This window comes from Pseudomonas sp. JY-Q (genome assembly GCF_001655295.1).
Taxonomy (GTDB): Bacteria; Pseudomonadota; Gammaproteobacteria; order Pseudomonadales; family Pseudomonadaceae; genus Aquipseudomonas; species Aquipseudomonas alloputida.
Genome location: NZ_CP011525.1, coordinates 1,873,253 through 1,899,158, shown reverse-complemented (window position 1 = coordinate 1,899,158; position 25,906 = coordinate 1,873,253). Strand labels below are relative to the sequence as shown.

Genomic DNA, 25,906 nt, shown 5'->3' with positions numbered 1-25,906 from the left:
TTTGCTTCAAGGTGTTCTAGGGACCTTGAAGCGAAGATGGCGCAGCGGACGGGACTCGAACCCGCGACCCCCGGCGTGACAGGCCGGTATTCTAACCGACTGAACTACCGCTGCGTATCGTTCAGGCTTGCGCCTGATTGAAACTGGGATCAGCCCAAGGCGTGTGCCTTGTGGCTTCAGACCGGTGCCAGGCACCCATCTGTTACTGAAAAATGGCGCAGCGGACGGGACTCGAACCCGCGACCCCCGGCGTGACAGGCCGGTATTCTAACCGACTGAACTACCGCTGCGCAGTGCGTTCCTCTCTGGCTATCGGCTTCTTGCGAACCCGATGCTCCAGGAACATCTCAGGAAGTGGTGGGTGATGACGGGATCGAACCGCCGACCCTCTGCTTGTAAGGCAGATGCTCTCCCGGCTGAGCTAATCACCCTCGCGATGTTGCTTGTTGCGTTTGCTTCGCTGAGGCCGCGAAATTTACGCAGGTGGCGAAGCTAAGTCAATAGCCCCATTGAATTTTTTTCAAAAAGGCAACGTGAGGTTATTGCCTGTGCCGGCCTCTTCGCGGGTAAACCCGCTCCTACAGTCGGACATTAACCATTGTAGGAGCGGGTTTACCCGCGAAGAGGCCGGCGCAGTTTAAACAAGGTGCTCAGCTATAGATCATCTTGCGGGTCATGCCGCCATCGACCACAAATTCCTGGCCGGTGACAAATGCCGCCTGGCGTGACAGCAACCAGGCAACCATGGCCGCGACATCTTCCACGGTCCCTACCCTGCCCGTTGGATGCTGGGCATGGTCAGCTTCGCTTAACGGCTCGGCACGGCGCTGCGACGGATCACGGGCATCGATCCAGCCCGGGCTCACCGCATTGACGCGAATCTCCGGGCCCAGGCTCATGGCCAGGGCATGGGTCAAAGCCACCAGGCCGCCCTTGCTTGCCGCGTAAGCCTCGGTGTCGGGTTCGGACTGCCGAGCACGGGTAGAGGTCAGGTTGACGATCGCCCCATTGTGCGCACGCAGGTACGGCGCACAATGCTTGGCCAGCAGCATGGGCCCGCTGAGGTTGACCGCCAGCACCCGATTCCATTGGGCCAGGCTCAGGCTTTCCAGCGTCTGGTTGTGCGGGTTGGCAATGGCCGCATTGCACACCAGCGCGTCCAGCCGGCCGAACTGCCCGAGTACTTCGGACACGCCGGCACTGACCTGGGCCTCGTCGGCAACGTCCATGGTGATGAACCAGGCGTTGTCGCCCAACGCCTTGGCCACTTTGGTACCACGCTGGCGGTCCAGATCACTCAGCACCACTTGCCAGCCTTCGCAGATCAGCCATGCGGCAATGCCAAGACCGATGCCGCGGGCCGCGCCCGTGACCAAGGCTACCCGGCCATTGTGGCCCGGGGTGCTGCCGCTGATTTCGATCACAATGCCGCCAGCCCGCGCGCCAGGTCAGCCTGCAGGTCGGCCACGTCTTCCAGGCCCACGGCAACGCGGATCAGGCTGTCGCGGATACCCGCCGCTTCACGCTCCTGCGGCGACAGGCGACCGTGTGAGGTGGTCGCCGGATGAGCGATGGTGGTTTTGCTGTCACCCAGGTTGGTAGTGATGGAAATCACTCGGGTAGCGTCGATGAAACGCCACGCGCCCTCTTTGCCACCCTTGACCTCGAAGCTGACCACTGCACCAAAACCGCTCATCTGGCGCTTGGCCAGTTCGTGCTGCGGGTGGCTGGGCAGGCCGGCGTAATGCACCTTTTCCACGCCGTCCTGCTGCTCCAGCCATTCGGCCAGGGCCTGAGCGCTTTCGCAGTGTGCACGCATACGCAGGCGCAGCGTTTCCAGGCCCTTGGTGAAGATCCAGGCGTTGAACGGGCTGAGGGTTGGACCTGCGGTTCGCAGGAAACCCACCACTTCTTTCATTTGCTCGGCACGGCCGGCAACCACACCGCCCATGCAGCGGCCCTGGCCGTCGATGAACTTGGTGGCCGAGTGGAACACAATGTCGGCACCCAGCTTCAGCGGCTGCTGCAACGCCGGGGTACTGAAACAGTTGTCCACCACCAGCATGGCACCCTGAGCATGGGCGATTTCGCTGAGCGCAGTGATATCGACCAACTCGGCCAGCGGGTTGGAAGGCGATTCGACGATCAGCAGCTTGGTGTTGGCCTTGATGGCCTTTTCCCAACCGGTGAGGTCGACCAGTGGCACGTAGTCCACCTGTAGACCAAAGCGCTTGAAGTACTTCTCGAACAGGCTGATGGTGGAGCCGAATACGCTCTGCGACACCAGCACATGGTCACCGGCACTGCACAGCGACATGACCACGGCCAGGATCGCCGCCATGCCGGTGGACGTACCCACGGCCTGTTCGGCACCTTCCATGGCCGCCAGGCGCTCCTCGAAGGCACGCACCGATGGGTTGGTGTAGCGCGAATAGACGTTGCCCGGCGTTTCGCCGGCAAAGCGCGCAGCAGCATCGGCTGCCGTGCGGAACACATAGCTGGAGGTCAGGAACAGCGCTTCGCTGTGCTCGCCTTCCGGGGTACGGTTTTGACCAGCGCGAACCGCCAGGGTGTCGAAACCGACACCCTCGAGGTCACTGTCCAGTCGCCCGGCATCCCATTGATCCGTCATGCCGTCGCTCCCAAAATCAGTTGTTGTAAAGGTCGATGATCGCGCTGACGGCCTGGTTCTTGACCTTGGCCAGGTCATTACGGGCCTGCTCGATGCGGTCGAGGTAGGCTTCGTCGATATCGCCAGTGACGTATTCGCCGTTGAACACCGCGCAATCGAACTGCTCGATCTTGATCTTGCCGCCGCCGACCGAATCGATCAGGTCTGGCAGGTCCTGATAGACCAGCCAATCGGCGCCAATCAACTCACCCACCTGTTCGGTGGTGCGGTTGTGGGCGATCAGTTCGTGAACACTCGGCATGTCGATGCCGTAGACGTTGGGGTAGCGTACTGCAGGGGCCGCGGAGCAGAAGTAGACATTCTTGGCGCCAGCTTCGCGGGCCATCTGGATGATCTGCTTGCAGGTGGTGCCGCGCACGATCGAGTCGTCCACCAGCATCACATTCTTGCCGCGGAACTCCAGCTCGATGGCGTTGAGCTTCTGACGCACCGACTTCTTGCGCGCGGCCTGGCCGGGCATGATGAAGGTACGGCCGATGTAACGGTTCTTGACGAAACCTTCGCGGAACTTGACGCCCAGCCGGTTGGCCAGTTCCAGCGCGGCAGTGCGACTGGTATCCGGGATCGGGATGACCACGTCGATATCATGATCGGGGCGCTCGCGCATGATCTTGTCGGCCAGCTTTTCACCCATGCGCAGACGCGCCTTGTACACCGAGACCCCATCGATGATCGAGTCCGGGCGCGCCAGGTAGACGTGCTCGAAGATGCACGGCTGCAACTTTGGCGATTCGGCGCACTGCTTGGTGAACAACTGGCCTTCTTCGGTGATGTACACCGCTTCGCCCGGTGCCAGGTCGCGGATCAGGGTGAAGCCGAGCACGTCCAGGGCGACGCTTTCCGACGCGATCATGTATTCCACACCTTCGTCGGTGTGACGCTGACCGAACACCACCGGGCGAATGCCATGGGGGTCGCGGAAGCCTACGATGCCGTAGCCGGTGATCATGGCCACGACGGCGTAACCGCCAACGCAGCGGCTGTGCACATGGGAGACCGCAGCGAACACGTCTTCTTCGGTCGGCTGCAACTTGCCGCGCACCGCCAGCTCATGGGCGAACACGTTCAGCAGCACTTCCGAGTCGGAGTTGGTGTTGACGTGGCGCAGGTCGGACTCGTAGATCTCCTTGGCCAACTGCTCGACGTTGGTCAGGTTGCCGTTGTGAGCCAGGGTGATGCCGTAAGGCGAGTTGACGTAGAACGGCTGGGCCTCGGCCGAGGTCGAGCTGCCCGCAGTGGGGTAGCGCACGTGGCCGATGCCGATGTTGCCTACCAGGCGCTGCATGTGGCGCTGCTGGAACACGTCGCGCACCAGGCCATTATCCTTGCGCAGGAACAACCGGCCGTCATGGCTGGTCACGATACCGGCAGCGTCCTGGCCGCGGTGCTGGAGGACCGTAAGCGCGTCATACAGCGCCTGATTGACGTTCGACTTACCGACGATACCGACGATGCCACACATGCGACGCAACCCCTACTTTGATGAAACTTGAGTGAATAGCGCTCAGGGCTTGGACGGCCCGAGCAACTGTTCCTTGAACGGAAGATCAGCCGGAGTGCTGATCAGCCCACTGGGCGTCCATTGGCCGGTGAAACCCAGAATCAGGTTTTTCGACCAGTCGGCGACCAAGAGAAATTGTGGTATCAGGCGTGATTCCTGCCACCAGGTGTCTTGTTGAACCGGCCCCAGGCTGATCAGGCCTATGGCCACCACTACCAGCAAGGCCCCGCGCGCAGCACCAAAGGCCATGCCCAGGAAACGATCGGTGCCGGACAGCCCGGTCACGCGGATCAGCTCACCGACAAGGAAGTTGACCATGGCCCCCACCAGCAAGGTGGCGACGAAAAGAATGGCGCAGCCAGCGATGACGCGCATCGATGGCGTCTGGATATAGCTCTCAAGATACACCGAGAGCGAACCGCCGAACATCCAGGCAACCGCACCGGCAATGATCCAGATGAGCAAGGACAAGGCCTCCTTGACGAAGCCGCGCTTGAGACTGATCAGTGTGGAGACGGCGATGATCGCAATGATCGCCCAATCAACCAAGGTAAATGCCACGGTGCTGCCTGCAGACGTTTGAGGCGGCGCATTTTACCAGAGCGGCGGGCCGGGAGTAAGCGGAATGTCAGCTGGATTGGTGTTGGGCCATTGGCAGGCAAACCCGCCCCCAACTGGTTCTGGCTGAGCCTTGCAGCGGCGCAGTACCTGCAGGCGCGGGCTCACCCGCGAATGGGCGGCCTAGCCGCCCCGGGGAATCAGCTGCGCTCAGGCTGGAAGCGCACCACAAAGCCCTTGAGGCTGTTCTGACGGTTGATGGCGTCACGCACGCGCTCGGCTTCGGCGCGCTCGATCAACGGCCCCACGTACACGCGGTTCATGCCACCCGCCGTACGGATATAGGCGTTGTAACCCTGGCTACGCAGGGTTTGCTGCAGCTTTTCGGCACCGGCGCGGTTGGACAGGCTGGCCAGCTGGATCGACCAACTGACGGGCAGGCCATTGGCGTCGATCTTCGATGGCGCGGCAGGCGCTGGTGTTGCAGCAGCCTTGGCCTCCACCTTGGGCGCGGGCGCGGGCGCCTGCGGCTTGGGCGGCTGAACCTGCGCCTGGGTCTGCGGCGACGGGGTGATTGGCTGGCTGGGCGTACTCGCCGGCGCAGTGGCCTCGTCGATCACCACCGGCGCCGGCTGCGCCTCCTGCGCAATAACCTGTGGCTCCGGCACGGCAACCGGCTCCACCTTCACTTCCGGTAGGCTGGGCATGGCCGGTGCCTGCGGGGCTTCGACGTGCACCTGGCGCATCTCGTCCTCGCGGGTAAACAGCATCGGCAGGAAGATAACCGCCAGCGCCACCAGCACCAGCGCACCCACCATGCGCTGTTTCATCCCTTTATCCAGCACAGCCATCTATTCCACCCTCCTGGGCGTGCCGCTCCAGCCATTCCAGCGCCTGGGCGACACAGAAAAACGAACCGAACAGCAGGATCTGATCATCCGCCGTCGCCTGCGCACATTGCCCTTCAAGGGCGGCGTCGACGCTGGCATAAGACTTCACCGTGGCACCGAGGTTCGCCAAGGACGAGGCCAGTTCTGCGGCCGGGCGACTGCGCGGGGTATCCAGCGGCGCCACCGCCCAGTCGTCGATGAGGCCCTGCAGCGGCGCGATAACGCCCTCCAGATCCTTGTCGGCGAGCAGGCCAAACACCGCGAGGCGGCGCCCCTTGAGCGGCCGGGCCGCCAGGCGCCTGGCCAGGTACTGCGCCGCATGCGGGTTATGCCCGACATCCAGCAGCAACGCTACCGGCTTACCCTGCCAGTTCAACAGACGGAGGTCGAGACGCCCAGTGATACGGGTATCCAGCAACGCCTGGCGAACTTGCACCGCGTCCCACGGCAGCCCCATCAGCAGGTAAGCCTGCAAGGCCAGCGTGGCGTTTTCCATGGGCAGGTCTAGCAAAGGCAGGTCACGCAGCTCGACCTGCGCACCATCGGCGGCAGTACCACGCCAGCTCCAGCAGCCTTCGGCGCTGGTCAGGTCGAATTCCCGACCACGCAGGAACAGTGGCGCGGCCAGTTCGGCGGCCTTGTCCAGCAACGGCCCGGGCGGATCCAGATCACCGCACAGGGCCGGCTTGCCCGGGCGGAAGATGCCAGCCTTCTCGAAGGCCACCAGCTCGCGGGTATCACCCAGGTAATCAACATGGTCGACACCGATGCTGGTCACCAGGGCGAAGTCGGCATCCACTACGTTGACGGTATCCAGGCGGCCACCCAGGCCCACCTCCAGCACCACCGCATCCAGCTGCGACTGGTAGAACAACCAGAACGCGGCCAACGTCCCCATCTCGAAGTAGGTCAGGGAAATATCGCCCCGCGCCGCCTCGACGGCGGCGAAGGCTTCGCACAGGCGCTCATCGCTGGCCTCTTGGCCATCGATCACCACCCGCTCGTTGTAACGTAGCAGGTGCGGCGAACTGTACACACCGACCTTGAGCCCCTGGGCACGCAGCAACGACGCCACAAAGGCGCAGGTCGAACCCTTGCCGTTGGTGCCGGTTACTGTCACCACGCGCGGCGCCAGCTTGCCCAGCGCCAAGCGGGCAAGCACCTTCTGCGACCGCTCCAGGCCCATGTCGATGGCCGAGGGGTGCAACTGCTCGAGGTAGGCGAGCCATTCGCCCAGGGATCGTTGTTTCATCACGCGACGGCAGCCGCCTCACGCGCTTCTTCCGGCGTTTGCTGACCGGTCATCTGCGCCAGCAGGCGGGCCAGACGCGGGCGCAATTCGCCACGGGAGATGATCAGGTCGATGGCACCGTGCTCCAGCAGGAACTCACTGCGCTGGAAGCCTTCAGGCAGCTTCTCGCGTACGGTCTGCTCGATCACGCGTGGGCCGGCGAAACCGATCAGGGCCTTCGGCTCACCGACGATGACGTCGCCGAGCATGGCCAGGCTGGCGGAAACACCGCCATACACCGGGTCGGTCAGGACCGAGATGAACGGGATGCCTTCTTCGCGCAGGCGCGCCAGCACGGCAGAGGTCTTGGCCATCTGCATCAGCGAGATCAGCGCTTCCTGCATGCGCGCCCCCCCCGAAGCGGAGAAGCAAACCATTGGGCAGCGGTTTTCCAGGGCATAGTTGGCCGCGCGGACGAAGCGCTCGCCGACGATGGCACCCATGGAGCCGCCCATGAACGAGAACTCGAAGGCGCTAACCACGATCGGCATGCCCATCAGGGTGCCGCTCATGGAGATCAGCGCGTCTTTTTCGCCAGTCTGCTTCTGCGCAGCGGTCAGGCGGTCCTTGTACTTCTTGCCATCACGGAACTTCAGGCGGTCTACCGGTTCCAGGTCAGCGCCCAGTTCGGCCCGGCCTTCGGCGTCAAGGAAGATGTCGATGCGCGCACGTGCGCCGATGCGCATGTGGTGATTGCACTTGGGGCAGACATCCAGGGTCTTTTCCAGCTCCGGACGATACAGCACGGCCTCGCAGGACGGGCACTTGTGCCACAGGCCCTCAGGCACCGAGCTCTTTTTCACCTCGGAACGCATGATCGAAGGGATCAGTTTGTCGACTAACCAGTTGCTCATGCTTTCTTTCTCCAGTATTGGCAGGCGGGGGACGGCGTCACCGGCCCTACCCTGCCCTTGAGCTCAAAATCTTTTATGAAACGATGGTGGACCGGCCGCCGGGGTTTCCAGCGCGCCACTCCACCGCTAATGTGTTGTTTGCCACCACAGGTGCTGGCAGCGGCCCGCAGGGCTGCGAAAGCTATGGACGATGGCGCGCAGCCAGCCGTCACATCTGCCATCAAGCCTGTTTCACCGCACGCATGAAGGCCTCGATCTTCGCCGCGTCCTTGATGCCCTTGGCCTGTTCGACGCCACCACTGACATCCACCGCATAAGGCTTTACCCGGGCAATGGCCTGGCCAACGTTATCGGCCGACAGCCCACCCGCGAGAATGATCGGCTTGCCAAGACGCGCCGGTACCAATGACCAGTCGAACGCCTCGCCGGTTCCCCCTGGCACGCCTGGCACATAGGTGTCCAACAAAATGCCGCGGGCACCCGCGTAACGCTGACAGGCCGCCTCCAGGTCATCGCCAGGGCGCACACGCAGGGCCTTGATCCAGGGGCGGTGGTAGCCTTCACAGTCCTGCGGGGTTTCATCGCCGTGAAACTGTAGCAGGTCCAGCGGAACCACTTCGAGGATCTCGTTCAGCTCACAGCGCGAGGCATTGACGAACAGCCCGACCGTGGTCACGAACGGCGGCAGCTCGGCAATGATCGCCCGCGCCTGGCGCACGTCCACCGCCCGCGGGCTCTTGGCATAGAAGACGAAGCCGATGGCATCGGCCCCCGCTTCGGCAGCGGCCAGTGCGTCTTCGATGCGGGTAATCCCGCAGATCTTGCTGCGAACATTGCTCATGGAACAAGAACCCTGATTGTTGCGGCGAAAGGGCGGATGTTAGCAAATGGCTTTTCGCTCGTCAGTCTGCCAACGCCTCGTAACCACTCAAAAAGTGTGGACCGATGTAACGCTTGGGCAACGCAAACGCTTCGGGGTACTCCACCTGCACCAGGTAAAGCCCGTATGGGTGGGCCGTTACCCCACCTTCACGGCGGTTGCGCCCTTCCAGCACCTCGCGCGCCCAGGCAACCGGACGCTCGCCGGCGCCGATGGCCATCAGCACACCGGCAATGTTACGCACCATGTGGTGCAGGAAGGCGGTGGCACGCACGTCCAGCACGATCATCTGGCCATGGCGGGTAACACGCAGGTGGTAGATGTGCTTGATCGGTGATTTGGCCTGACACTGGCTGGCACGGAAGGCGCTGAAGTCGTGGGTACCCAGCAGGAACTGCGCCGCCTCGGCCATGCGATCGACGTCCAGCGGACGGTGGTTCCAGGTCACCTCTTCGGCCAGGTGCGCCGGGCGAATCGGGTCGTTGTAGATGACGTAGCGGTAGCGCCGGGCGCAAGCCTTGAAGCGGGCATGAAAGTCGGCCGGCATTGGCCGCGACCAGACCACACTGATGTCGTGCGGCAGGTTGAAGTTGGTGCCCATGGTCCAGGCGCGCTCGTCACGCACGGCACGGGTATCGAAGTGCACGACCTGCCCGCAGCCGTGAACGCCGGCGTCGGTACGCCCGGCGCAGACCACCGAAATCGGCTCGTTGGCGACCTTGGACAGCGCTTGCTCCAGGGCTTGCTGGACACTCGGCACGCCGCTGGCCTGACGTTGCCAGCCGCGGTAGCGCGCGCCTTTGTATTCCACGCCCAGGGCGATGCGGGAGTAGCCTTCGGCCGCGGATTCGGCGGTAGCGGTGTCGATGATGTCCAAGAGCATGAAACCTGTGGGGTGTACGGAATGGCGGGGATTATAACGACAACGGCAGCCTCGTAGGGCTGCCGGTGGTTGCGCACTGCATGTGCGGGCCTCTTCGCGGGCGCGGTCAGCCCGCCAAGAGGCCTGACCTGCTTGCATCAGACCAGCCGGGAGAGCATGTCCTCGGCTTCCTGACGCTGGCTGTCGTCGCCATCCTTGACCACTTCGTCGAGGATGTCACGCGCGCCCTGGCTGTCACCCATGTCGATATAGGCACGGGCCAGGTCGAGCTTGGTGGCGACTTCGTCACTGCCGGAGAAGAAGTCGAAGTCCAGGTCGTCCAAAGGCTCGGGCTCGGGCTGCGCCACCGCGTCTTCGCTGGTGAAGTGCGGCTCCAGCGATGGCGTTTCGAGGCTCTGCGACAGCTTGTCCAGCTCGGCGTTGACGTCATTGAGCTCCGAGGCAAAGCTCTTGGCGGCCGGCGAATCGTCTTCCAGCGACAGGGACAAGTCGAAGTCCGATGGCAGGTCGAACTCGGAGACCGGGTCAAACTCCGGCTCGCTGTCGAAGGCAGCCAGTTCGGACGCGACATCCAGCGGATCTTGCTCCAGCGCCTCCGGGGCAGCCGGGGCAACCGGCTCACTGACGTCGAGGTCGAAATCAGACAGGTCCACGGCAGGCTGAGGCTCGGCCTGAGCCAGCATGGCCTCGAAATCAGCGTCGGCGTCGGCTTGCAGCTCGGCATCCACGGCAAAGGGCTGTTCTTCTGGCGGAGCTTCTTCCTGTACGGGCTCATCCAGCACAGGCTCAGCGATTACCAGCTCGTCGGGTACGCCCCCCTGTGCGATCGGCTCGTCCAGCACGGACGCGGCCAGCGGGTCTTGATCGGCCAGGTCTTCACCCAGGCTCAGGTCGAAGGCGCTGTCCAGATCCTGCTCGGCCAGGTCCGTTGCATCGAGCGTTGGCACTTCATCGAAGGCGTCCAGCTCAGCGTCAGGCTCTGCTTGCGCGACAGCCTCTGGCTCAGCCTCCACGTGCGGCTCGAACCCAGACAACTCGTCAGGCACCACATCGGCAACCACCGGCGCTTCGGGCTCATCGTGCAGCAGCTCTTGCACGTACTGCTCATCCATTTCGGCAGCCAGCGCCGCCGCACCCAGGCCGGCAGCAGCCAGGCCGAGCATGGCGGGGTAACGCTCTTTCAGGCTGGCGACTTCAGCAACGTTCTGCTCGCTGGCCGGCAACTGACGCTCCTGTTCAGCGAACGCGCTCTGGTCACCCTGACGGGCGTACACGTCCATCAGCTTCAGGCGCAGGTCGTCACGCTCCGGCGCGGCGGCCACGGCGGGCTCCAGCAGCTCGGCAGCACGATTAAGGCGGCCTTCGGCCAGGCATTGGTCAACTTGCGCCAGCAGCGCGGCGTGCGGGTCTGCTTGCGGCTCAGGCTCGGGTTCTGCCTCAGCGACCGGTTCTGCCACTTTTTCCGCAGCGACGGCAGCAGCAGCCGAAGCGGCAACCACAGCCGGCGACAGGGTTACGCCAGGCTCCCGGGCTTCGACGCCGTCGAAGCTCTCGGTATCGCTGTCGAAACCTGCGCCCTGCTCTTCTTCCAGCGCCCGCGCCATGCGCAGGTGCTTCTCGGCTTCTTGCTGGGCTTTGCGCTTGCGCGCCAGCAGCCACAGCAGCAGTGCCAGCACCAGAATGCTGGAACCGGCAATCACCCCCAAAAGCCACGGGTTGCCCAGGACCGAATCGAGCGTACCCTTCGGCTGGCTGACGGATGCTGGCTGGGCGTCCGGCACAGGCTTGGGTGCGGTATCGGCAGCAGCAGGTGCCGGATTGACCACGGGCTGCTCCGGAGTAGCGGCAGCCGCTGCCGACGCGTCTGCGCCCTGGCCTTCCAGGCGTGCCAACTGGTTGTTCTTCAGCTCGATCAGGCGCTGCAGCTTGTCCAGCTGGCTCTGCAGGTCGGCCATGCGGCTTTTCAGTTCTTCGTTGTCGCGACGGCTGGTGTCCAGGCTTTCCTGGGCCATGGCCAGCTCGTCATTCAACGCCTTGGCCTGGCCTGCACCGGCCTGCTTGCCCGGGCTGACCAGGCGCAGGTTGTCGCCCTGGGCGATACGCGACGGCGCAGCTTCGGCGGCGCCACGGCGGGTGGCATCCAGCTGGCGGGCACGCGGCCCCAGGCGACGGCCTTCACGCCAGGCCGCATACTGCTCGGCCACCTCGCGGTTCGCTTCGCCCTGGGCGATGCTCTGGATCTGCTGCTGGTCGGGCAGGCGCAGTACCTGGCCAACCTTCAGCTGGTTGATGTTGTTGCCGATGAAGGCGTCCGGGTTCAATGCCTGGATCGCGATCATGGTCTGCTGGATCGACCCTCCCTGGGCGTTACGCGCGGCAATCTGCCACAAGGTGTCGCGACGCTGGGTGGTGTAGTTGCTGGCACCGGTCATGGCCGGTGTGACATTGCCTGCCGCCGGCTTGTCGCCCTGCGCCTTGGCCTGGTCGAGCAGCACACTATAGTCACGCAGCAGACGGCCCTGCGGCCACATCACCTGCACCAGGAACTTGACCACCGGACCTGGCAGCGGCTGACTGGACGTCACGCGCAGCACACTTTTGCCGTTGGGGTTGATTACCGGTGTGAAGGTCAGGTCTTCGAGGTAGGTCGGAAACGCCACCCCGGCCTTGCTGAACTCTTCCGGTGGCGCCAGGCTCGGCGCCACCTCGGCGGCTTTGAGGTCGCGCACGTCGAGCAATTCGATCTCGGCGTCCAGCGGCTGATTCTGTGCCGACTTCAGGGTCAGCTCCCCCAGGCCCAGCGCATTCGCCATGCCAGACGACAGCGCGGATGCTGCAGCCATGGCCAGAACCAGTTTGCGAATTCGAAGCATGACCTCTTCCCTTGTATGAATCGTCCCGAAACCTGCATGCGGAGCAGGACAAAAGTGCTCGCCAGTATCTTTTACGGCATGTGTTTAATCAACAATTGCGCCACTTGCACGGCATTGAGCGCGGCGCCTTTGCGCACGTTGTCAGTGGTTAGCCAGAGGTTGAGTTGCTGGTCTTCATCGACACCGTGACGTACACGTCCAACATAGACCACGTCTTGGCCCACTGCGTCACCTACCGGGGTCGGATAATCATCGTTTTCCACCCGCTCGATGCTGTCGGCTGCCTCCAGGGCCTGGTTGACCGCTGCCAGGTCTACCGGGCGACGGCTTTGCACGGCCACACTGAAGCTATCGCCGAAAAACACCGGGACTTGAACACAGCTCACGGAAATCTTCAGGTCAGGCAGGCCCAGCAGCACGCGCAGTTCGCTGACCAGGCGGCGCTCCAGGGCGGTATGGCCCTGCTCGTCGGCAGCACCGACCTGGGCCAGCAGGTTGAATGCCACCTGGCGGTCGAAGAAGCGCGGCTCCAGCGGGCGGGCATTGAGCAGTTCGGCGGTTTGCCGGGCCAGCTCGCTGACCGCTTCACGGCCTTGCGCCGACACCGCCAACGCGGCCATCACTTGTACCCGCTCGATGTCCAGCAGGCCTTTGAGCGGCGCCAGCGCGACGGCCAGGGCTACTGCGGCCGAGCATGGGCTGACAATGCGCGCTGGCAACGACAGGCTGGCCAGGCGTTCGGCGTTGGCTTCCGGCACCAGGGCCAGGGCGTCGTCCAGGCCGCCGGACAGGTCGATGACCGTGCAGCCCGCCTGCAGCGCCTTGCTGGCAAAGCTGCGGCTGACGGCGGCGCCGGTGGCGAAGAAGGCCAGCTTGACCTGGGCGAAGTCGAAGCTGTCGACTTCGCGCACCTTCAGTTTCTTGCCAGCGAACATCACGCTGCTGCCCGCCGATTCCATGCTGGCCAGCAGGTGCAGGGTGGCAACCGGGAATGCCAGTTCCTCGAGGATCTGCACCAAGGCTTCACCGACGCTGCCGGTGGCGCCGACGACGGCGATATCCAAAGGGTGTGTCATGGAAGGGATCCTTTTGCTGTAAACGGCGGGGGCGGCACTTTACTCGGATTGCAAGGTTTTGTCTGTGCCCACCCGGCGCTGCTGTTGCTGTTGCTCGATTGCGTCTTGCTTCTTGGATGTGCGCACTCACACCGAGTAGGTATTCATTCGCGCAGGTGGCGCATCGTCACCTTTCCGCCCTTCCGGCGGGTTACTTTGGTCGTGGCCAAAGTAACCAAAGCCGTCGGCTCCCATCATCCGGCCCCTACGCTACGCTCCGGGGTCCCCTCTCTCCGGGCCTGCTCCCGGGAGGACCGCGCTGCAGGCCCCATCCTGGGGCCCAGCGCTTGACGGGCATCCATGCCCGTCACCTCCCTTCGCAAGCCCTGCGCTCGGCCTCCTGAAGTCGCAATCTGCGTCGCCTGAACTAACGCGCACTTAGAAGCAAAAGCCAAAGCAAGAGCAACGGCGTTCTTCCAGGTACACCAGGCCGAGGGCAGCCATGCCGGCGATATCCTTATCCAGATGACCAGGCAGAACCTCACCGAATGCATCGGCGGTGCCGGCCGATCACCGAGTTCGCTTTTGATCTTGCTTCTAAACGCGCGGTAGTTCTGGCGACGCAGATTGCGACTTCAGGAGGCCGAGTGGAGGCATTGCGGAGGGAGATGACGGGCATGGATGCCCGTCAAGCGCTGAGGCCCCATGGATGGGGCCTGCAGCGCGTGCTCCCGGGAGCAAGGCCGGAGCGAGGGGACCCCGGAGCGCAGCGTAGGGGCCGGATGATGGGAGCCTGTACGGGTCACCCACATGGGTTACACAAAAGTTCACTCACATAGGTGACAACACCTGGAGTGTTACATAACCATCAGTGGCATCCCGCACATCGACTCTACCAAGGATGATGGGACCGAAAATAACATCCCAAATGCCATCTCCGACTTGCTCCAGCCCAATGGTCTGGTGCTTGAGCACGTAACCTACGTAGATCCTCAGGCCACGGCGGTTAATGATGCCGCAGCTATCCGCCGGTAAACTCTCGACATGGCTGGGGTAGGTCATCTCAGGAAGTTTTTCAGGGAATGGGCGTGGTGAGGGCTGGTAGCAAGACGCCGGTGTTTTCTGTTTCAGTGCTTCATGCAAGCGCTCGTAATTGTAGTGTTGTCGAAAGCGATCAAAATGCCGCTGTTGAGCTTCCCAGGCCACTGCCGGCGGTGATGGCAGCGTGCTTTTGAGTGTCCGATGCATGCGTTCGTGGCGGCCATTTTGCTCAGGCCTTCCAGGTGCAATGCGCTCAGGAATGATGCCTAGACGCAGCCACCAGATGGACAGCTGAGAAAGTCCTGCACGTCCTTTACTGGCAAACGGCACACCGTTATCGGTACGAATACGCTCAGGCAGGCCATTTTCCCGAAACACCTGGGTGAAAACGGCCTGCGTTTCCAGAAGGTTGGTATTAGGCATGCTGTGGCAGGCGAGCAGGAAGCGGCTGGCGTGATCCATGATCGTTAGTGGATAGCACCAGACGCCTGCGCCTGTCAGAAATTGGCCCTTGTAGTCAGCACTGAACAGCTGGTTAGGCGACTCTGCCTTCTCCAGTGGCTTGGGGTAGACCGCTACACGCTGACGTAAACGGCGTGGGTTGACCAACTCGGCCTTCTTGAGGATGTTGTAAATCGCTGTCTTAGAAGGCGGCGCCTGATCAGGGAAGCGCTCCTGCAGCGCAGCCTGGATCTTTTTCGGACCAGGTTCCGTTTCGCCTCGACTGCGCAGTTCGATGATGGCTTCGCGAACTGCAGCGGGGACGACCCAGTTCTGCGTCAACCGGCGGCGGCTGCGTTCTTCCAGCCCCGAAGGCCCCTCTTTCTCATATCGCTCGACCCATTTGTAGCCGGTCTTACGGCTGATCTCGTAGGCCTGGCACAGGGCGCTGAAGCTGGGCGGCCCTTGCAGGTAATCCGCGATGAAAAGCATTTTCAGGTCCATAGGTTTCAGCTCTCGCCAAGGCATGGTCAGATCCTCGAAAACCGACCTTGCCAGTTAAAGACTGTTACCTATGTGCGTGAACTGATTTGTAACCTATGTGGGTGAGTCATACCAGCCGACGGTTTTTGGTCCCTTTTTGCCACGACAAAAAGGGACCCGCCGTAAGGGCGGAAAGGTGAGTCGGCGTCGCCATCGCAAACGGACTGTACGCCCGATCAAAACCGGCGCTTAAGCTTTTGAGCTTTTGGGTTGTACGCTTACACATCAAGCAGACATTCATTCACGATGTTGGCGCCTATTCACCTTTCCGCCCTTCCGGCGGGTTACTTTGGTCGTGGCCAAAGTAACCAAAGCCGTCGGCTCCCATCATCCGGCCCCTGCGCTGCGCTCCGGGGTCCCCTCGCTCCGGGCTTGCTCCCGGGAGGACCGCGCTGCAGGCCCCATCCTGGGGCCCAGCGCTTGACGGGCATCCATGCCCGTCACCTCCCTCCGCAAGCCCTGCGCTCGGCCTCCTGAAGTCGCAATCTGCGTCGCCTGAACTACCGCGCACTTAGAAGCAAAAACAACGGCAACGGCAACGGCAAGAGCAAGGGGTCTGTCAGAGCAGACATTTCGCCATCAAACAGCGGCATGAATTATCCGGCGATTAGGCCCGCGAGCCAAAAGCATACTTTCAGGCATAAAAAAATACCGCACTGTCACCAGTGCGGTATTTTTCAGGTAAAGCCTGAACGATCAACGCTCCAGCAGAATCCGCAACATGCGGCGCAGCGGTTCGGCGGCGCCCCACAGCAGCTGGTCACCTACAGTGAACGCGCCCAGGTACTGCGAACCCATGTTCAGCTTGCGCAGGCGACCAACCGGGATGTTCAGGGTGCCGGTGACCTTGGTCGGGGTCAGCTCCTGCATGCTGATTTCACGCTGGTTCGGCACCAGCTTCACCCAAGGGTTGTGCTGGCTGATCATGCCTTCGATGTCGGCGATCGGCACGTCCTTGTTCAGCTTGATGGTCAGCGCCTGGCTGTGGCAGCGCATGGCGCCAATGCGCACGCAGATGCCGTCGACCGGGATCGGGCTCTTGAAGCGACCGAGGATCTTGTTGGTTTCGGCCTGGGCCTTCCACTCTTCGCGGCTCTGACCGTTCGGCAGTTCCTTGTCGATCCACGGGATCAGGCTGCCCGCCAGCGGCACGCCGAAGTTCTCGGTCGGGAACGCCTCGCTGCGCATGGTCTCGGCAACCTTGCGGTCGATATCGAGGATGGCGCTGGCCGGGTTGGCCAGGTCATCGGCCACTGCCGCGTGGGTAGCGCCCATCTGCTTGATCAGCTCGCGCATGTTCTGCGCGCCGGCACCCGAAGCCGCCTGGTAGGTCATGGCGCTCATCCACTCGACCAGACCGGCCTCGAACAGGCCACCCAGGCCCATCAGCATCAGGCTGACAGTGCAGTTGCCACCGATGTAGTTCTTGGTACCGGCGTCCAGCTGCTGGTCGATGACCTTGCGGTTGACCGGGTCAAGGATGATCACCGCGTCATCCTGCATGCGCAGGGACGAAGCGGCGTCGATCCAGTAACCCTGCCAGCCGGCTTCACGCAGCTTGGGGAAGACCTCGTTGGTGTAGTCGCCGCCCTGGCAGGTCAGGATCACGTCGAGGGTCTTGAGTTCTTCAATCGAATAAGCGTCCTTGAGGGGCGCTGTATCCTTGCCCACGTTCGGACCCTGGCCACCAACATTGGAGGTAGTGAAGAACACCGGCTCGATAAGGTCGAAATCCTGCTCCTCCAGCATCCGCTGCATGAGCACGGAACCGACCATACCGCGCCAACCGATCAGACCTACACGTTTCATCGCAACTACACCTTTGCTAAAAGTGGGCCGCCACCGGGAATTTTGGGGGGCGGGCCAGAGAGATTACAGATTCCGCAGCGCTGCGACTACTGCGTCGCCCATTTCCTGCGTACCAACTTTGCGGCAGCCTTCCGAGAAGATGTCGCCGGTACGCAGCCCCTGGTCCAGAACCAGGCTCACGGCCTTCTCGATCGCCTCGGCGGCAGCCGACTGATTGAAGCTGTAACGCAACATCATCGACACCGACAGAATGGTCGCCAGTGGGTTGGCGATACCAAGGCCGGCGATGTCCGGTGCCGAGCCGTGGCAAGGCTCGTACATGCCTTTGTTGTCGGCATCCAGAGACGCCGAAGGCAGCATGCCGATGGAACCGGTCAACATGGAAGCTTCATCCGACAGAATGTCACCGAACATGTTGTCGGTCACCATCACGTCGAACTGTTTGGGGGCACGCACCAGCTGCATGGCAGCGTTGTCGACGTACATGTGGCTCAGTTCCACGTCCGGGTAGTCCTTGGCCACGTCTTCGACCACTTCACGCCACAGCTGGCTGGAGGCCAGAACGTTGGCCTTGTCCACCGAGCACAGCTTCTTGCCGCGCACACGGGCCATGTCGAAACCGACACGGGCAATGCGGCGCACTTCGCTTTCGCTGTACGGCAGAGTGTCGTAGGCCTGGCGTTCGCCACCTTCCAGCTCGCGCTGACCACGCGGGGCACCGAAGTAGATGCCGCCGGTCAGCTCACGGACGATGAGGATGTCCAGGCCCGATACGATTTCCGGCTTCAGCGACGAGGCATCGGCCAGTTGCGGGTAAAGGATGGCTGGGCGCAGGTTGGCGAACAGGCCCAGTTGCGAACGGATCTTCAGCAGGCCGCGCTCAGGGCGAATGTCTCGCTCGATCTTGTCCCACTTCGGCCCGCCCACAGCCCCCAGCAGCACCGCATCGGCCTTGCGCGCACGCTCCAGGGTTTCGTCGGCCAGCGGCACACCGTGCTTGTCGATGGCGGCACCGCCAATCACGTCGTGCGCCAGGCTGAAGCCGAGCTGGAACTTGTCGTTGGCCAGCTCCAGTACCTTGACTGCCTCGGCCATGATTTCCGGGCCGATACCGTCACCTGGGAGAATCAGAATCTGCTTGCTCATGCTTTCCTCTATCCATTCACGCGGCGTGGCCAAGCGGGCCCCACCGAAAAGTGCTTAACGCTCGGCCCACAACACCAGCACATCGGTGCTGAATGAGCCGTCGGCCTCGATCTGGTAATACTGCCGTACTTCTTCGCCCATGGCTTGCTGCAACTGGCGGATGGCCACGCGCATCGGCTCGGGGGTGCGCATGCGTTCAACCCAGGTGCTCCACTCCAGGCGCAACGGTTGGCGGGTGTGGCTGCGCACGTGCAGGCCGGCTTCGCTGACCTGGCGTTGCCACTCGGCGGCGGAGTAGTCGCGCACATGGCTGGTGTCGCGCAGCACTTCGACCGTTTGCAGGTAAGTGTCGAGCAGCGGGCTGCCCGGCGACATCACGTCGATGAACGCCGCCACACCACCGGGCTTGAGCACCCGGCGCACCTCGCGCAGGGCCAGGCCCAGGTCGCTCCAGTGGTGGGCCGAATAACGGCTGAAGACGAACTCGAACGACGCATCGGCGAACGGCAGGCGTTCGGCAGCGCCGCGTTCGGTCGTGATATTGGCCAGGCCGCGTTCGGCGGCGGCGCTGGCGACCACGTCGAGCATGGACTGCGAGAGGTCGTAGGCGACCACTTCGGCAACCAGCGGGGCGACGTGGAAGCTGACATGACCGGCACCGCAGCCCAGGTCCAGCACGCGGGCATGGGCCTGCCCTGCCAGCTCAGCCTGCAGCAGGGCGAATTCACTGCCTTGGGCGTGCACGGCGCTGCTGAGGTAGGCGCTGGCCTGCTCGCCGAACTGGCGTTGGACCACATCGATGTGCTGGGTGCTGGTCATGTCTCGTTCCTTTAGATTTTTGTTGCCTGTGCCGGCCTCTTCGCGGGTAAACCCGCGCCTACAACGACCGCGTAACCCTCTGCCCGCGAAGAGGCCCGCCCTGTCACCTACGAACTTCAGGCATCACGGAACAGCCAAGGCTGGCTGGCGCGGTGCTTGGCCTCGAAGGCCTTGATCGCGTCGCTGTCCTGCAGGGTCAGGCCGATATCGTCCAGACCGTTGAGCAGGCAGTGCTTGCGGAACGCATCGATTTCGAAGTGCAGCACCTTGCCATCTGGGCGGGTCACCGCCTGCGCCTGCAGGTCGATGGTCAGCTGGTAGCCCGGGTTGGCTTCGACCTGCTTGAACAGCTCGTCGACTTCCTCATCGCTGAGAATGATCGGCAGCAAGCCGTTCTTGAAGCTGTTGTTGAAGAAAATGTCGGCAAAGCTTGGCGCAATGATGCTGCGGAAGCCGTACTCGTCCAGCGCCCAAGGGGCATGCTCACGGCTGGAGCCGCAACCAAAGTTTTCCCGCGCCAGCAACACGCTGGCGCCCTGGTAGCGCGCGTGGTTGAGCACGAACTCTTGGTTGAGCGGGCGCTTGCTGTTGTCCTGGTAGGGCTGCCCCACGTCCAGGTAACGCCACTCGTCAAACAGGTTCGGGCCAAAGCCGGTGCGCTTGATCGACTTCAAGAACTGCTTGGGGATGATCTGGTCGGTGTCGACGTTGGCACGGTCCAATGGTGCGACGAGGCCAGTGTGCTGGGTAAAGGCTTTCATGCTGCGCTCCCTTGGATCAACTCGCGGACATCGATGAAGTGGCCGGCTACCGCGGCAGCGGCGGCCATGGCCGGACTGACCAGGTGGGTACGGCCACCGGCGCCCTGACGGCCTTCGAAGTTGCGGTTGGAGGTGGACGCGCAATGCTCGCCGCTTTCCAGGCGGTCCGGGTTCATCGCCAGGCACATCGAGCAGCCTGGTTCACGCCATTCGAAACCGGCTTCGAGGAAGATCTTGTCCAGGCCTTCACGCTCGGCCTGGGCCTTGACCAGGCCCGAACCTGGCACGACGATGGCTTGCTTGACGCTGGCGGCCACCTTGCGACCCTTGGCGATTTCCGCCGCAGCGCGCAGGTCCTCGATTCGCGAGTTGGTGCACGAGCCGATGAACACACGGTCCAACTTGATGTCGGTGATCGCCTGGTTGGCGGTCAGCCCCATGTACTTCAAGGCACGCTCGATCGAACCACGCTTGACCAGGTCGGCTTCGGCCGCCGGATCCGGTACGCGCTGGTCGACGGCCAGAACCATCTCGGGCGAAGTGCCCCAGCTGACCTGTGGCTTGATCTGGCTGGCATCCAGCTCGACCACGGTGTCGAATACGGCATCGTCATCCGACACCAGGTCTTTCCACGATTCGACCGCTTGCTTCCACTGCTCGCCCTTCGGCGCGTACGGGCGCCCTTCAACGTAGGCAACGGTAGTGGCATCGGTCGCCACCAGGCCAACGCGGGCACCGGCTTCGATGGACATGTTGCAGATGGTCATGCGGCCTTCCATCGACAATTCGCGAATGGCACTGCCTGCGAATTCCATGGCGTGACCGTTGCCACCGGCGGTGCCGATCTTGCCGATCACGGCCAGCACGATATCCTTGGCGGTGACGCCGGCCGGCAATTGGCCTTCCACGCGCACCAGCATGTTCTTCATCTTCTTGGCGACCAGGCACTGGGTGGCGAGCACGTGCTCGACCTCGGAAGTGCCGATGCCATGGGCCAAGGCACCGAAGGCGCCGTGGGTGGAGGTGTGCGAGTCACCGCAGACCACGGTCATGCCCGGCAAGGTGGCGCCCTGCTCCGGGCTGATGACGTGGACGATGCCCTGGCGCTCGTCATTCATCTTGAATTCGACGATGCCGTATTCGTCACAGTTCTCGTCGAGGGTCTGTACTTGCAGGCGCGAAACCTGGTCGACGATCGCCTCGATACCGCCCTTGCGCTCTGGCGTGGTCGGTACGTTGTGGTCCGGCGTGGCGATGTTGGCGTCGATACGCCACGGTTTGCGATTGGCCAGGCGCAGGCCTTCGAAGGCCTGGGGCGACGTCACTTCGTGGATGATGTGGCGGTCGATGTAGATCAAGGACGAGCCGTCATCACGGCGCTTGACCTCATGGGCTTCCCAGAGTTTGTCGTAGAGCGTTTTGCCAGCCATCAGACTGTTCCTCATCAGCGTCTTTCTATGCCAAAGACCCCTTGGCTTGTACGGACGATGCTAGGGGGTTAGATTGAATAACTCAAATTCATAATTTTTATGCTTTGGATAACCCAAAGGAATACGACACCATGGACCTGGCCAACCTCAGCGCCTTCATCGCCATTGCCGAAACCGGCAGCTTTTCCGGCGCAGCCGAACGCCTGTTCCTGACCCAGCCGGCCATCAGCAAACGCATCGCCGGCCTGGAGCAGCAACTGGACGTGCGCCTGTTCGACCGCCTGGGCCGCGAAGTAACCCTGACTGAAGCCGGGCGCGCACTGCTGCCGCGGGCCTACCAGATTCTCAACGTCCTGGATGATACCCGACGGGCGCTGACCAATCTGACCGGGGCCGTGAGCGGTCGCCTGACCCTGGCCACCAGCCACCACATCGGCCTGCACCGCCTGCCCCCGCTACTACGGGTTTTCACCCGCCAGTACCCGGCAGTGGCACTGGATATTCAGTTCATGGATTCGGAACAGGCCTACGACGAGATTCTGCATGGCCGCGCCGAAATCGCCGTGATCACCCTGGCGCCCGAGCCACATCACTTGGTCAAGGCCGTGCCGGTGTGGGATGACGCCCTGGACTTTGTCGCCGCCCCCGAGCACCCGTTGGCCAACAACCAGGCGGTCAGCCTGGCTGACGTCGCCCGCCACCCAGCGGTATTTCCCGGCGGCAATACCTTTACCCACCATATTGTCCAGCGCCTGTTCGAAAGCCAGGGCCTGACGCCGAACATCGCCATGAGCACCAACTACCTGGAAACCATCAAGATGATGGTGTCGATCGGCCTGGCCTGGAGCGTGCTGCCACGCACCATGCTCGACGAACAGGTTTCACCCATCGCTTTGCCCGGCATACAGCTGTCGCGCCAGCTAGGCTACATTCTGCACACGGAGCGTACGCTATCGAATGCGGCCAGGGCATTCATGGCCCTGCTCGACAGCCACTCAGGGCCCACCTGACTGGCTGTCAGCTATTCCGATTCCAAGGACACGTCATACGCCAAAGGTCTGGTACCGATGCCCAAATCAGCAAACCGCTTTTTGCGCCTGCCGCGAATACCTGCCGCTGATCCCCAGGAGTCCGAGCAGGCCTGGCAGAACGCCCCGCAACTGCTGGCAGCGCTCAACGGTGCGCGCCTGGGTGCCTGGCTATGGGATATCGAAAGCGGCAGGGTCAGTTGGTCGCGGGGCACCCAGGCCCTGTTCGGTTTCGATCCACAGCGGCCACTGCCCGCCGATATCGATTACCTCGACCTGCTGCCCGAGGAGGACCGCGCCCGCACGCGTCAGGTGTTCCAGGCGGTGGTCAATGGCGAGCCGGTGGAGCAAGCCATGCGCCACCGTATCCGCTGGCCGGACGGCAGCCTGCACTGGCTGGAGATCAACGGCAGCCTGACCCACGACCCGCACGGCCGACCGCAGATGATCGGCGTGATCCGCGAGATCACCCGCCAGCGCGAACGGGAAACAGCACTGATCAATTCGGAAAAGCGCTTCGCCACGCTGTTCCACCTGAGCCCCAACGCCATTTTGCTGACCCGTCGCCACGATGGCATGATCTTCGAGGTCAACCAGCACTTCGAAAACATGTTCGGCTGGCCCGGCAGCCAGGTGATCGGCAAGACCAGCCTGGAACTGGGCCTGTGGGTCAACCCCGAACAGCGCCACCAGATCATGGAGTCGACCCGCGCCAACGGCGGCCCGTTGATCATGGAGGTGCAATTTCGCGCGACCAGCGGCAAGGTGCATGACGGCATCCTGTGCACCCAGGGCATCGAGCTGGAAGGCGTGACCTTCCTGATCAGTACATTCGTCGACACCACCGAACGCAAGCGTGCCGAGCAGGCCCTGAAGGACAGCCAGGAGCGGCTGGACCTGGCCCTGGACTCGGCGCAACTGGGCACCTGGGACTGGCACATCCCAAGCGGCATGCTCTACGGCTCAGCCCGCGCGGCGCAGCTGCATGGCTTGCCGCCCATCCCTTTTCATGAATCGTTCGATGCGTTCTTCGAAGGTGTGCCGGAGCAAGAGCGCAACTCGATGCGACAGGCCTACCGCAGCCTGCGCGAAGGGCCTGCCGGCAACTATCAGATCACCTACCGAGTGCAGTTGGAAAACGGCACTTCACGCTACATCGAAAGCCGCGCGCGGCTGTACCGCGACGACCAGGGCATCCCCCTGCGCATGGCGGGCACCTTGCTCGACATCACCGATCAGGTGGAGCGCGAACAGCGCCTGAGCGCCTCGGAAGAGAAGTTTGCCAGCCTGTTCCAGGTCAGCCCCGACCCGATCTGCGTCACCCGCCAGGACACTGGCCAGTTCATCGAGATCAATCCGGCGTTCACCCAGACCTTCGGCTGGAGCAGCGAGCAGGTGCTTGGGCGTACCGCAGAGGAAATCGGCCTGTGGGCCGAGTCCGTCGAGCGCGCCAAACGTATCGAGCAGGTGATCCGCGAACAGGCCTTGAGCAACGTCGCCGTGGTACTCAACCACCGCAATGGCGCCCCGATGACCTGTGTGATTTCCAGCCGCCTGATCACCGTCGACGACCAGCCCTGCAGCGTTACCACCCTGCGCGACATCACCCAGCAACAACGCGCCGAAGCCGCGCTTAAGTCCAGCGAAGAGAAGTTCGCCAAGGCCTTCCACTCCAGCCCCGACGCCATCACCATCACCGAACGCCACAGCGGCCGCTACCTGGAAATCAACGACGGCTTCTGCCGCCTGACCGGCTACAGTACTGCCGAAGTGATCGGCCACACGGTTTATGAGATCGGCATCTGGGCCGACGACAAGCAGCGCAGCGCGCTGCTGGCCGAATTGCACGAGCGCGGCCGGGTACACCACCGCGAGATGCTCGGGCGCAACAAGCGTGGCGATATCCTCACGGTCGAGGTTTCGGTGGAACCGATCACCCTCAACGAAGTGGATTGCCTGCTGCTGACCGCCCGCGACGTCAGCCAGCTGAAGAACGCCCAGGCGCAGATACGCCACCTGGCCTATCACGACCCGCTGACCAACCTGCCCAACCGCGCCTTGCTGATGGACCGCCTGAGCCAGCAGATCGCCCTGCTCAAGCGTCATAACCTGCGTGGCGCCCTGCTGTTCCTTGACCTCGACCACTTCAAGCACATCAACGACTCGCTGGGCCACCCGGTGGGCGACACCGTGCTGAAGATCATCACTGCCCGCCTTGAGGCCAGCGTGCGCCTGGAGGACACCGTGGCGCGCCTGGGGGGCGACGAATTCGTGGTGCTGCTCAGCGGCCTGGAAGGGAGCCGCGAACACGTGGAAGAGAAAGTGCGCGAGCTGGCCGACACCCTGCGCGAACTGCTGGCCGAGCCAATGTCACTGGATGGCCAGCGCCTGCAGGTAACGCCCAGCATCGGCGTGGCGCTGATCCCCGACCACGGCACCACACCGGCCGACCTGCTCAAGCGTGCCGATATCGCCCTGTACCGGGCCAAGGACTCCGGTCGCAACACCACACAGCTGTTCCACACCACCATGCAGAAGGCCGCCAGCGAGCGCCTGCGCATGGAAAACGACCTGCGCCTGGCCCTGGCCCGTGGCGAACTGGCGCTGCACTTCCAGCCGCAGGTGGATGCCCGCGACAACCGCATCGTCGGTGCTGAAGTATTGCTGCGCTGGCACCACCCGCTACTGGGCCAGCAACCGCCCTCGCAGTTCATTCAGGTACTGGAAGAAAGCGGCCTGATCCTTGAAGTTGGCAGCTGGATTCTTGACGAAGCCTGCGACGCCTGCGCCCGCATGCTCACCGACGGGTTGATCGATGCTGATGATTTCAGCCTGTGCGTGAACATAAGCCCGCGACAGTTCCGCCAGAACGACTTTGTCGGGCGGGTGCTGCGCAGCCTGGACGATTACCGCCTGCCGCGACAGATGCTGACGCTGGAAATCACGGAAGGCATCGTCATCCAGAACCTGGAAGACACCATCAGCAAGATGCGCGAGCTGAAGCGCTATGGGGTGAGTTTTGCCATGGATGACTTCGGCACCGGCTATTCCTCGCTGACTTACCTGAAGCGCCTGCCGGTCGATGCGCTGAAGATCGACCAGAGCTTCGTGCGCGATGCACCGGTCGACCCCAACGACGCAGAAATTGTCCGCGCCATTGTCGCCATGGCGCGCAGTCTGGACCTGGCGGTGATAGCCGAAGGGGTAGAGCTGACCGAACAGCTGGCGTTTCTCGAGCGGCTGGGGTGCCATCTGTACCAGGGTTATCTGCACAGCCGGCCATTACCGTTGCTGGAGTTTCGGCAGATGTTGCTGGAGGCGCCGGCAGATTACTGATCGCATGACGGCCGCGCACCTACCTGGGACCGCGTGAGAAGCACGAAAAAGGGCACCTCTGGAGGTGCCCTTTTT

The 25,906-nt window shown here is 62.9% G+C and carries 19 protein-coding genes, 3 tRNA genes and 1 pseudogene; 3 read left to right on the top strand and 20 right to left on the bottom strand.

What is annotated here, in order from left to right; genetic code table 11:
* Positions 1-37: 37 nt before the first annotated feature.
* The 14 genes from AA098_RS08555 to AA098_RS08490 form a co-directional block, all read right to left on the bottom strand.
* Positions 38-114, bottom strand: a tRNA-Asp gene (locus AA098_RS08555).
* Positions 115-213: 99 nt separating this feature from the next.
* Positions 214-290, bottom strand: a tRNA-Asp gene (locus tag AA098_RS08550).
* A 65-nt stretch (positions 291-355) separates the two neighbouring features.
* Positions 356-431, bottom strand: a tRNA-Val gene (locus AA098_RS08545).
* 219 nt (positions 432-650) lie between these two features.
* Positions 651-1,424, bottom strand: coding sequence for an SDR family oxidoreductase (locus AA098_RS08540; protein ID WP_012053269.1), 774 nt, complete (start codon positions 1,422-1,424; stop codon positions 651-653).
* A complete protein-coding gene (locus AA098_RS08535; RefSeq protein WP_004574899.1) occupies positions 1,421-2,632 on the bottom strand; it encodes an O-succinylhomoserine sulfhydrylase in 1,212 nt (403 codons plus the stop codon). The genes AA098_RS08540 and AA098_RS08535 overlap by 4 nt, the downstream gene beginning before the upstream one ends.
* Before the next feature lie 16 nt (positions 2,633-2,648).
* The gene (purF, locus tag AA098_RS08530) at positions 2,649-4,154 is read right to left on the bottom strand and encodes an amidophosphoribosyltransferase (RefSeq protein WP_003247207.1); all 1,506 of its coding nucleotides are present in this window, start codon (positions 4,152-4,154) and stop codon (positions 2,649-2,651) included.
* A gap of 42 nt (positions 4,155-4,196) precedes the next feature.
* Complete coding sequence (locus tag AA098_RS08525) at positions 4,197-4,754, bottom strand: CvpA family protein (protein WP_003247206.1); 558 nt, start codon at positions 4,752-4,754, stop codon at positions 4,197-4,199.
* A gap of 197 nt (positions 4,755-4,951) precedes the next feature.
* Entirely contained in the window at positions 4,952-5,602 is a 651-nt protein-coding gene (locus AA098_RS08520; protein ID WP_054889705.1) for an SPOR domain-containing protein, read from the bottom strand.
* Positions 5,586-6,893 carry a bifunctional tetrahydrofolate synthase/dihydrofolate synthase gene (gene folC / locus AA098_RS08515; protein ID WP_003247203.1) on the bottom strand — a complete coding sequence of 436 codons (1,308 nt, stop codon included), beginning with the start codon at positions 6,891-6,893 and terminating at the stop codon, positions 5,586-5,588. The genes AA098_RS08520 and folC overlap by 17 nt, the downstream gene beginning before the upstream one ends.
* Positions 6,893-7,786: an acetyl-CoA carboxylase, carboxyltransferase subunit beta gene (gene accD / locus AA098_RS08510; RefSeq protein WP_004574892.1), complete on the bottom strand. Its 894-nt coding sequence runs from the start codon at positions 7,784-7,786 to the stop codon at positions 6,893-6,895. The genes folC and accD overlap by 1 nt, the downstream gene beginning before the upstream one ends.
* Before the next feature lie 220 nt (positions 7,787-8,006).
* Positions 8,007-8,627, bottom strand: a complete 621-nt coding sequence (locus tag AA098_RS08505) for a phosphoribosylanthranilate isomerase (RefSeq protein ID WP_003247201.1) — start codon at positions 8,625-8,627, stop codon at positions 8,007-8,009.
* A 61-nt stretch (positions 8,628-8,688) separates the two neighbouring features.
* Positions 8,689-9,549 (bottom strand): tRNA pseudouridine(38-40) synthase TruA, encoded by an 861-nt coding sequence (gene truA / locus AA098_RS08500; protein ID WP_033726402.1) that lies wholly within the window; start codon positions 9,547-9,549, stop codon positions 8,689-8,691.
* Between the two features lie 137 nt (positions 9,550-9,686).
* Positions 9,687-12,422 carry a FimV/HubP family polar landmark protein gene (locus AA098_RS08495; RefSeq protein ID WP_004574883.1) on the bottom strand — a complete coding sequence of 912 codons (2,736 nt, stop codon included), beginning with the start codon at positions 12,420-12,422 and terminating at the stop codon, positions 9,687-9,689.
* A gap of 71 nt (positions 12,423-12,493) precedes the next feature.
* Positions 12,494-13,498 (bottom strand): aspartate-semialdehyde dehydrogenase, encoded by a 1,005-nt coding sequence (locus AA098_RS08490; RefSeq protein ID WP_004574881.1) that lies wholly within the window; start codon positions 13,496-13,498, stop codon positions 12,494-12,496.
* Between the two features lie 450 nt (positions 13,499-13,948).
* Here AA098_RS08490 and AA098_RS30135 point away from each other — a divergent pair.
* A pseudogene (locus AA098_RS30135) lies at positions 13,949-14,055 on the top strand (3-deoxy-7-phosphoheptulonate synthase); the annotation flags it as partial.
* 253 nt (positions 14,056-14,308) lie between these two features.
* Here AA098_RS30135 and AA098_RS08485 read toward each other — a convergent pair.
* From AA098_RS08485 to leuC, 6 genes are all read right to left on the bottom strand, one after another.
* Complete coding sequence (locus tag AA098_RS08485; RefSeq protein WP_064614054.1) at positions 14,309-15,487, bottom strand: integrase core domain-containing protein; 1,179 nt, start codon at positions 15,485-15,487, stop codon at positions 14,309-14,311.
* 711 nt (positions 15,488-16,198) lie between these two features.
* Complete coding sequence (asd, locus tag AA098_RS08480; protein ID WP_003247195.1) at positions 16,199-17,311, bottom strand: aspartate-semialdehyde dehydrogenase; 1,113 nt, start codon at positions 17,309-17,311, stop codon at positions 16,199-16,201.
* 63 nt (positions 17,312-17,374) lie between these two features.
* Entirely contained in the window at positions 17,375-18,457 is a 1,083-nt protein-coding gene (gene leuB / locus AA098_RS08475) for a 3-isopropylmalate dehydrogenase (protein ID WP_003247194.1), read from the bottom strand.
* Between the two features lie 54 nt (positions 18,458-18,511).
* Entirely contained in the window at positions 18,512-19,276 is a 765-nt protein-coding gene (locus tag AA098_RS08470; RefSeq protein ID WP_003247193.1) for a class I SAM-dependent methyltransferase, read from the bottom strand.
* Positions 19,277-19,392: 116 nt separating this feature from the next.
* A complete protein-coding gene (gene leuD / locus AA098_RS08465; protein ID WP_064614053.1) occupies positions 19,393-20,037 on the bottom strand; it encodes a 3-isopropylmalate dehydratase small subunit in 645 nt (214 codons plus the stop codon).
* Positions 20,034-21,467 (bottom strand): 3-isopropylmalate dehydratase large subunit, encoded by a 1,434-nt coding sequence (gene leuC, locus AA098_RS08460; protein WP_003247191.1) that lies wholly within the window; start codon positions 21,465-21,467, stop codon positions 20,034-20,036. Before leuC ends, leuD begins: the two co-directional genes overlap by 4 nt.
* Before the next feature lie 131 nt (positions 21,468-21,598).
* On the opposite strand from leuC, the gene AA098_RS08455 reads away from it, so the two are divergent.
* Both AA098_RS08455 and AA098_RS08450 read left to right on the top strand, forming a co-directional pair.
* Positions 21,599-22,477, top strand: coding sequence for a LysR family transcriptional regulator (locus tag AA098_RS08455; RefSeq protein ID WP_003247190.1), 879 nt, complete (start codon positions 21,599-21,601; stop codon positions 22,475-22,477).
* A 57-nt stretch (positions 22,478-22,534) separates the two neighbouring features.
* Positions 22,535-25,831 carry a bifunctional diguanylate cyclase/phosphodiesterase gene (locus AA098_RS08450; RefSeq protein WP_054889718.1) on the top strand — a complete coding sequence of 1,099 codons (3,297 nt, stop codon included), beginning with the start codon at positions 22,535-22,537 and terminating at the stop codon, positions 25,829-25,831.
* The last annotated feature ends 75 nt before the right edge of the window (positions 25,832-25,906 follow it).